The organism is Blastococcus sp. CT_GayMR20, assembly GCF_004570345.1.
Window position 1 is genome coordinate 1 of record NZ_SPQM01000202.1, and the last position, 6,796, is coordinate 6,796.

A 6,796-nucleotide genomic window follows, 5' to 3' on the forward strand; every position below is an offset into this window, starting at 1 on the left:
CGCGGCGTCCCGCTCCAGGATCCCGTCGCGGATCCAGTTCGCAAGGGTCTCGGCGGCCAGCTCGGCGGACCCGACGGCCGTCGAGGGCGCGGATCCCGACGGCGAACGGTCGACGAGGGGAAGGATGAGGCGCACGATGTTGTTCGGATCGGCGTCGACCAGGCGGGCACGGCCGTTCGGCGTCACCAGGTCGTAGGCTGGCGAGCTCACCCGGGCGAGGTGCTCGGGATCCCGCTGCCGGTAGGTCAGCGCCCGGAAGGGCCGGACCTCGAGCCCCGGCGCCGACGAGGGCGCACGGGACTCCGACGACGAGATCACGACGACGATCGTAGGAGCGTGCGCTTCCGGCCCTCGCCGCGCCCGGCAGGCGCGGTCAGGAAGACGCCGCGAGCCCACCCGTACCGGGCCGTGGGGAAGGGGGACGTGTGCCGGAGGAGACCGCGCCCGAGGGTGGCGTCTACGAGTGGTACCGCCGCGGGTTGCAGCTGCTCGGCGAGGGCCATCCGGCGGCCGCGGCGACGCTGCTCGCACGGGCGGCCGCAGACGAACCCGGGTCCCGGAGCATCCTGGAGGCGCTGGGACGCGCCCAGTACGACGCCGGCCGATACGAAGAGGCGATGACGACCTTCACCACTCTCACCGCGCTCAACCCCACCGACGACTACGCCCATTTCGGCCTCGGCCTGGCCGCGGGCAAGGCCGGCGAGCTACGCCTGGCCGCCGAGCACCTGGCGCTGGCCGTCGCCATGCGCCCCGACCTGGGGCACTACGCCCGCGCGCTGCGCGGGGTGCGCGCCCGGCAGGCGGCGGAGTCCGCGTGACGGTCCCGCTGGCCGCCGGTAGCCCAGAGGCTCCGAGCGCGGTCCACGACGTCGCCCTCCTGGACCTCGACGGGGTGGTCTATGTCGGTCCGGACGCGGTGCCCGGCGTCCCCGAGGCCCTGTCGGCCGCGCGAGCCGCCGGCATGCGGCTCGGCTTCGTCACCAACAACGCCGCCCGCACCCCGGACGAGGTCGCCCTCCACCTGACCGAGCTGGGCGTCCCCGCCGGGGCGGACGACGTCATCACCAGCTCGCAGGCCGCCGCAACCGTCGTCGCGGAGCTGCTCGGCCCGGGTGCGGCCGTCCTGCCCGTCGGCGGCCCCGGTGTCACGGCCGCCCTGCGCGCGGCCGGCCTGACCGTGGTGGAGCGGGCCGAGGACGGCCCGGCCGCCGTCGTCCAGGGGTACGGGCGCGAGGTCGGCTGGGCCCACCTCGCCGAGGCCGTGGTCGCAGTACGCAACGGGGCGCGCCACGTCGCCACGAACACCGACGCCACGATCCCGTCGCCGCGCGGACCACTGCCCGGCAACGGGGCGATGGTCGGGGTGGTCAGCGCGATCACCGGCCGGCAGCCGCTGGTCACCGGCAAGCCCGACCCCGCGATGCACGCGGAGTGCGTCCGGCGGACCGGCGCCCTGCGGCCCCTGGTCGTCGGCGACCGGCTCGACACCGACATCGAGGGCGCGCGCCGCGCCGGCGCGGCCAGCCTGCTCGTCCTGACCGGCGTGACGGTCCCGGCGACGCTGCTCGAGGCGCGGCCCGATCACCGGCCGGACCTGCTCTCCGCCGACGCCGCCGGGCTGCTGACGGCGCATCCGTCCGTGCGCTCCGGGGACGGCACCTGGCGGTGCGGGGGCGCGGAGGTTCGGCCGGGTGAGGGGGACGACGTCCTCGTGCTCACCTCGGTCGACGACGACGCGGACGACGGGCTGGACGGGCTGCGGGCCCTGTGCGTCGCGCACTGGTCACGGCATCCCGCCGAGGGCGTTCCCGTCCGCGTCGTCGCCGCCGGCGACCGCGCCGCCGGGGCTCTGCAGCGCTGGGGGCTGACGGAGCCCTAGAGGAGCTTGCGGAGGCGCAGGAGGTCCCGCAGGCCGGCCTCGAGCTTGACCCGCCCCGTGGCCCAGGCCGAGGCGAACTGGAGGTCGCCCTCGGTCAGTGCGACGAGGTCGTCGCTGCTCATCGTCAGGCGGATGTCGGCCTTCGGCACCCCCGGCTCGTCCGGGACGACGTGCAGGTCCCGCACCGCTCCCGAGCTCAGCCGGCCGAGCACGACCTGGCGCAGGTCGGGAAGCCGGCAGGAGAGGCTGCGGTCCAGGCCGGCCGCCGCGGGGTTGCGCGCGAGGTCGCCGAGGATGCCCTCGAGGGACTTGATGCACTGATCGATCGTCGCCACGCGGGCGCGCCTCCCGAGCAAGGGACTGAGTTCATGCCGTTCGCGGGGACGCTATCGCCCTGCTCCGACCCCCGTGCCCGTCGTCCCCGGCCGGTAACCTCGCGAGCGAACCGAATGGGCTCGGACGAGTGGCGCCCCAGCGCGCCGGCCCGTTCCCACCACCCTCCGAGAGGCGAGCACCATGACCGAGCCGACGCCGTCGCGACCGGTTCCGGGTCCGCCACGGCCCGGTCCGGGACCGGTGCCCGCCGAACCGTCCGTCCGGAGTGACCCCGACGACGCGGCGACCGGGACCGAGGACGCCTTCGCCGACCTCGAAGGCCGGCCGGTCGCCGAGCACGTCGACGTCTTCGAGGCCGAGCACGCCCGGCTCGAGCGCGAGCTCGGCACGATCGACCGGCTCTGATGGCCCGTCGCAGCCGGCTCGACGCGGAGCTCGTCCGGCGGGGACTGGCCCGCTCCCGGGAGCACGCGGTCACCCTCATCGCCGAGGGGCGCGTCGCCGTGGCCGGACAGGCCGCGACGAAGCCGGCCACCGGCGTCGAGGCCGGCACCCCGGTGGTGGTGCGCACCGACCCCGACGAGCCGAGCTGGGTCTCCCGCGGCGCCCACAAGCTGATCGGCGCGCTCGACGCGTTCGGCGTCCCCGTCGAGGGCCGCCGAGCCCTGGACGCCGGGGCCTCCACCGGCGGCTTCACCGAGGTGCTCCTCAGCCGGGGCGCCGCCGAGGTGGTCGCCGTGGACGTCGGCTACGGCGAGCTTGCCTGGTCGCTGCGCACCGACGAGCGCGTGCGGGTGCACGAGCGCACGAACGTCCGCGCCCTCACGCCCGAGGCGATCGACGGGGCGGTCGACCTCGTGGTCGCCGACCTCTCGTTCATCTCCCTGCGGCTCGTGCTGCCGGCGCTGACCGCCTGTGCGCGGGAGGGCGCCGACCTGCTGCCGATGGTCAAGCCACAGTTCGAGGTGGGGCGCGAGCGGCTCGGTTCCGGTGGAGTGGTCCGCGATCCCGGGCACCGGGCGCAGGCCGTGCTGGGGGTCGCGCGGGCTGCGGCGTCGCTCGGCTGGGGGACGGCGGGGGTGGTGGCGAGTCCGCTTCCCGGGCCGGCTGGCAACGTGGAGTTCTTCCTGTGGCTCCGGCGCGACGCCGGCCCGCCGCGGGAGGACGACGTCGGACGAGCAGTCGAGGAGGGGCCCCAGTGACCCAGTCAGGCGAGAACCCCGGCCAGGAGGGTGGGGCGGGGTCGTCGGAGGAGCCCCGCCGCGTCCTGCTCGCCGTCCACACCGGCCGGCGCGACATCGTGGAGCTCGCGCGGACGTCGGCCGCGCGGCTGCACGCCGGCGGCATCGTCGTCCGCGTGCTCGACGACGAGGCGGACGACCTGGGCATCGCCGACGCCGAGGTGGTGGCCGCCGACGCCGACGCCGCGCGGGGCGCGGAGATCGTCATGGTCTTCGGCGGCGACGGCACGTTCCTGCGCGCCGCGGAGCTGGCCCGCTACACCGACGCCGCCCTGATGGGGGTCAACCTGGGCCGGGTCGGCTTCCTCGCCGAGACCGAGCCCGAGGCGGTCGAGGAGACCCTCATCGCGATCGAGCGGTGCGAGTACTCCGTCGAGGAGCGGCTGGCCGTGGAGGTGGACGTCCTCGACAGCTCGGGGACCGTCGTCGGCGGAACCTGGGCGCTGAACGAGGTCTCCGTGGAGAAGGCGGAACGCTCGCGGGTGCTCGACGTGGTGCTCGCCATCGACGGACGGCCGCTCACCAGCTTCGGCTGCGACGGCGTCCTCTGCGCCACGCCCACCGGCTCGACGGCATACGCGTTCTCGGCAGGGGGACCGGTCATCTGGCCCGACGTCGAGGCGTTGCTGCTGGTGCCGAGCAACGCGCACGCGCTGTTCTCCCGGCCGCTGGTGACGTCCCCGAACTCGGTGCTCACCGTCGCCACGCCCGCGGACGGCAACCGCGCCCGCGTCTCCGCCGACGGGCGTCGGGTCGTGGAGATCCCGGACGGCGGGCACGTCGACGTCCGCCGCGCGGACCGCCCCGTGCGGATCGCGAGGGTGCACAAGGCGACCTTCGGTGACCGGCTGGTCGCGAAGTTCGGGCTGCCCGTCCGCGGCTTCCGCGAGGCCCGCACGGGAGCCCAGCACCCCGACATGGGGCACGAGCTGCACACCAGCCGCAACGTGCTGGCCCGCGACATCGTCGATCCGTCGGGCGACCGCGCCGCGGCAGGGGAGGTGGCCGGTGCCGGCACGCACGACGACGCCTGAGCGCCCCCCCACCGTGACCGACGCCGGGAACGGGGGTCCCGGGCGGCTGACGGAGCTGCGGATCCGCGGCCTGGGCGCCATCGACGACGTCACGCTCGAGCTGGGCAGCGGCCTGACCGTGGTGACCGGCGAGACCGGTGCGGGCAAGACGATGGTCGTCACCGGCCTCACCCTGCTGTTCGGCGGACGGGCCGACCCCGGCCGGGTGCGGGCCAACGGCCGAGCCGGCGTCGAGGGCCGGCTCCTGCTGCCCGCCGGGTCACCGGTCTGGGAGCGCGCGACGGACGCCGGCGCCGACCCGGACGACGACGGCAGCCTGATCCTCGCCCGCACGGTGAGCGCCGAGGGCCGGTCGCGGGCCTTCCTCGGCGGCCGCAGCGTCCCCGTCGGCGTCGTGGCCGAGCTCGCCGAGGGGCTGCTGGCCGTGCACGGGCAGTCCGACCAGCTCCGGCTGTCCCGCCCCGCCGAGCAGCGCCGGGCCCTGGACCGCTACGCCGGCGCGGCGCACCTGGCCCTGCTCGACCGCTACCGCGAGGCCTACCAGCGGTGGCGGGAGCTCGCGGCCGACCTGGACCGGCGCCGCGGCCAGGCGCGGGAGCTCGCCCAGGCCGCCGACGTCCTGCGGCACGGGCTGGAGGAGATCGAGGGCGTCGGGCCCGAGCCCGGTGAGGACGACGCGCTCGACACCCAGGCCAAGCGGCTCAGCGACGCTGACGCGCTGCGGGCCGCCGCCGACGAGGCGCGCATGGCGCTGGTCGGGGACGTGACCGGGGACCTCGGCGGGGGGGAGGTGCCGCAGGACGCCACGGCGGCGCTGGCCATCGCCGAGCGGGCGCTGGCCGCCTCCGACGACCCGGCCCTGGTCCTCCTGGCGCAGGACCTCGCGGACGCCGTCGCCGTCGTGTCCGACGTCGCCGGCCAGCTGGCCGGGTACGTCGCCGACCTCGACGCCGATCCCGGCCGGCTCGCCGAGGTGCTGGACCGGCGCGCGGTCATCACCGCGCTGGTGCGCAAGTACGCCGGTCCCGGTGAAGGCCTCGCGGGCGTGCTCGCCTGGGCCGAGGACGCCGCTCGGAAGCTGTCGGAGCTCGACGTCTCCGACGAGGCCCTCGATGCGCTCGCCGTCGCACGCGACGCCGCCCGCGCCGAGGTCGACGAGCTCGGCGCGCAGGTCTCCGCGGGCCGCCGCGCCGCCGCGGACGGCTTCGCCGCCGAGGTGGGCACCGAGCTCGCCGGACTGGCGATGAAGAGCGCCACCGTCTCCTTCTCCATCAACAGCCGCCCCGACGACCCGGGCGCCGACGGCATCGACGAGGTCGCCCTGCTCCTGGCCGCGCACCCCGGTGCCCCCGCCCGGCCGGTGCACAAGGGCGCCTCGGGCGGTGAGCTCTCCCGGGTCATGCTCGCGATCGAGGTCGTCTTCGCCGGCGCCGACCCGGTGCCGGTCATGGTCTTCGACGAGGTGGACGCCGGCGTGGGCGGGCAGGCCGCCGGGGAGATCGGCCGGCGCCTGGCGCGGCTGGCCCGCGACCACCAGGTCGTCGTCGTCACGCACCTCGCCCAGGTGGCCGCCTTCGCCGACACGCATCTCGTCGTCGACAAGTCACCGGACGCGGGAGCCGGCGTCACCGCCACCGACATCCGTGCCGTCGACGGGGAGGACCGCGTCCGGGAGCTCGCCCGCATGCTGTCCGGCCTGACCGACAGCGACACAGGACAGGCCCACGCCCGCGAGCTGCTGGCCGTGGCGGCGGCCGGCCGGGCCTGACCCGGACCGGTGAGCGGGCGTCAGGCAGCCGGGTGTGGCACACGCCACGGACGGGTGAGAACGGGCGTGCCCAATCCGGTCGCGGGGTAGGCATGGGCGATGACGTGCTTCTCCTCGGCCGACGAGTCGGCGCACTACGGCTTCTCGGTGTGCATGCTGCTCGAGCACTACCGCTCGCAGCTGCGCTGGGAGGAGAACGGCGTCGTCGAGCTCGGCACCGGTGACGCCACAGCCATCTCCGACGTCGTCCGCTCGCTGCCCGAGCTGCGCGTGCGGAGCTTCGACATCAGCGCCTCCTCGGTCGAGGCGGCCCGCGCCAACATCGCCGCGCAGGGAATCGCCGACCGGTACACCGTCGAGCACGGCGACTTCTTCGACCAGGCCGACGAGGCCGGCGGGCCGCCGGTCACCACGGTCATCTCCAACCCGCCGTACATCCCGGCGCCCGACCGCGACATCCTCATGCCGGAACTCTGGGGCGGCGTCCGCGGCAACGACCTCGTGCTGCAGCTGCTGAAGGCCGGCTACGACGACG

At 75.9% G+C, this 6,796-nt stretch carries 9 protein-coding genes; 7 read left to right on the top strand and 2 right to left on the bottom strand.

Annotation, left to right across the window (positions count from 1 at the left end; translation table 11 throughout):
* Window positions 1-318, bottom strand: a 318-nt coding sequence (locus E4P40_RS25275) for a DUF1015 family protein (protein WP_135161088.1), incomplete at its 3' end; no start/stop codon positions are given.
* Between the two features lie 107 nt (window positions 319-425).
* Here E4P40_RS25275 and E4P40_RS25280 point away from each other — a divergent pair.
* Window positions 426-821 carry a tetratricopeptide repeat protein gene (locus E4P40_RS25280; RefSeq protein ID WP_135161089.1) on the top strand — a complete coding sequence of 132 codons (396 nt, stop codon included), beginning with the start codon at window positions 426-428 and terminating at the stop codon, window positions 819-821.
* A complete protein-coding gene (locus E4P40_RS25285) occupies window positions 818-1,882 on the top strand; it encodes an HAD-IIA family hydrolase (protein ID WP_135161090.1) in 1,065 nt (354 codons plus the stop codon). Before E4P40_RS25280 ends, E4P40_RS25285 begins: the two co-directional genes overlap by 4 nt.
* Here E4P40_RS25285 and E4P40_RS25290 read toward each other — a convergent pair.
* The gene (locus tag E4P40_RS25290; protein ID WP_135161091.1) at window positions 1,879-2,217 is read right to left on the bottom strand and encodes an SCP2 sterol-binding domain-containing protein; all 339 of its coding nucleotides are present in this window, start codon (window positions 2,215-2,217) and stop codon (window positions 1,879-1,881) included. The two genes, E4P40_RS25285 and E4P40_RS25290, sit on opposite strands and share 4 nt — an antisense overlap.
* 241 nt (window positions 2,218-2,458) lie before the next feature.
* Here E4P40_RS25290 and E4P40_RS25295 point away from each other — a divergent pair, with 241 nt between their 5' ends.
* The 5 genes from E4P40_RS25295 to E4P40_RS25315 all read left to right on the top strand — a co-directional run.
* Window positions 2,459-2,623, top strand: a complete 165-nt coding sequence (locus E4P40_RS25295; protein ID WP_209305511.1) for a hypothetical protein — start codon at window positions 2,459-2,461, stop codon at window positions 2,621-2,623.
* Window positions 2,623-3,420, top strand: a complete 798-nt coding sequence (locus E4P40_RS25300) for a TlyA family RNA methyltransferase (RefSeq protein WP_135161093.1) — start codon at window positions 2,623-2,625, stop codon at window positions 3,418-3,420. Before E4P40_RS25295 ends, E4P40_RS25300 begins: the two co-directional genes overlap by 1 nt.
* The gene (locus tag E4P40_RS25305; RefSeq protein ID WP_135161094.1) at window positions 3,417-4,493 is read left to right on the top strand and encodes an NAD kinase; all 1,077 of its coding nucleotides are present in this window, start codon (window positions 3,417-3,419) and stop codon (window positions 4,491-4,493) included. The genes E4P40_RS25300 and E4P40_RS25305 overlap by 4 nt, the downstream gene beginning before the upstream one ends.
* A 13-nt stretch (window positions 4,494-4,506) precedes the next feature.
* Window positions 4,507-6,261 (top strand): DNA repair protein RecN, encoded by a 1,755-nt coding sequence (recN, locus tag E4P40_RS25310; protein WP_245160576.1) that lies wholly within the window; start codon window positions 4,507-4,509, stop codon window positions 6,259-6,261.
* A gap of 99 nt (window positions 6,262-6,360) precedes the next feature.
* Window positions 6,361-6,796, top strand: a 436-nt coding sequence (locus E4P40_RS25315; RefSeq protein ID WP_167762371.1) for a methyltransferase, incomplete at its 3' end; no start/stop codon positions are given.

Bases quoted from the DNA above. Each gene is read 5' to 3' on its own strand.
- E4P40_RS25300 (WP_135161093.1), top strand. From the start codon at position 2,623: ATGGCCCGTCGCAGCCGGCTCGACGCGGAGCTCGTCCGGCGGGGACTG.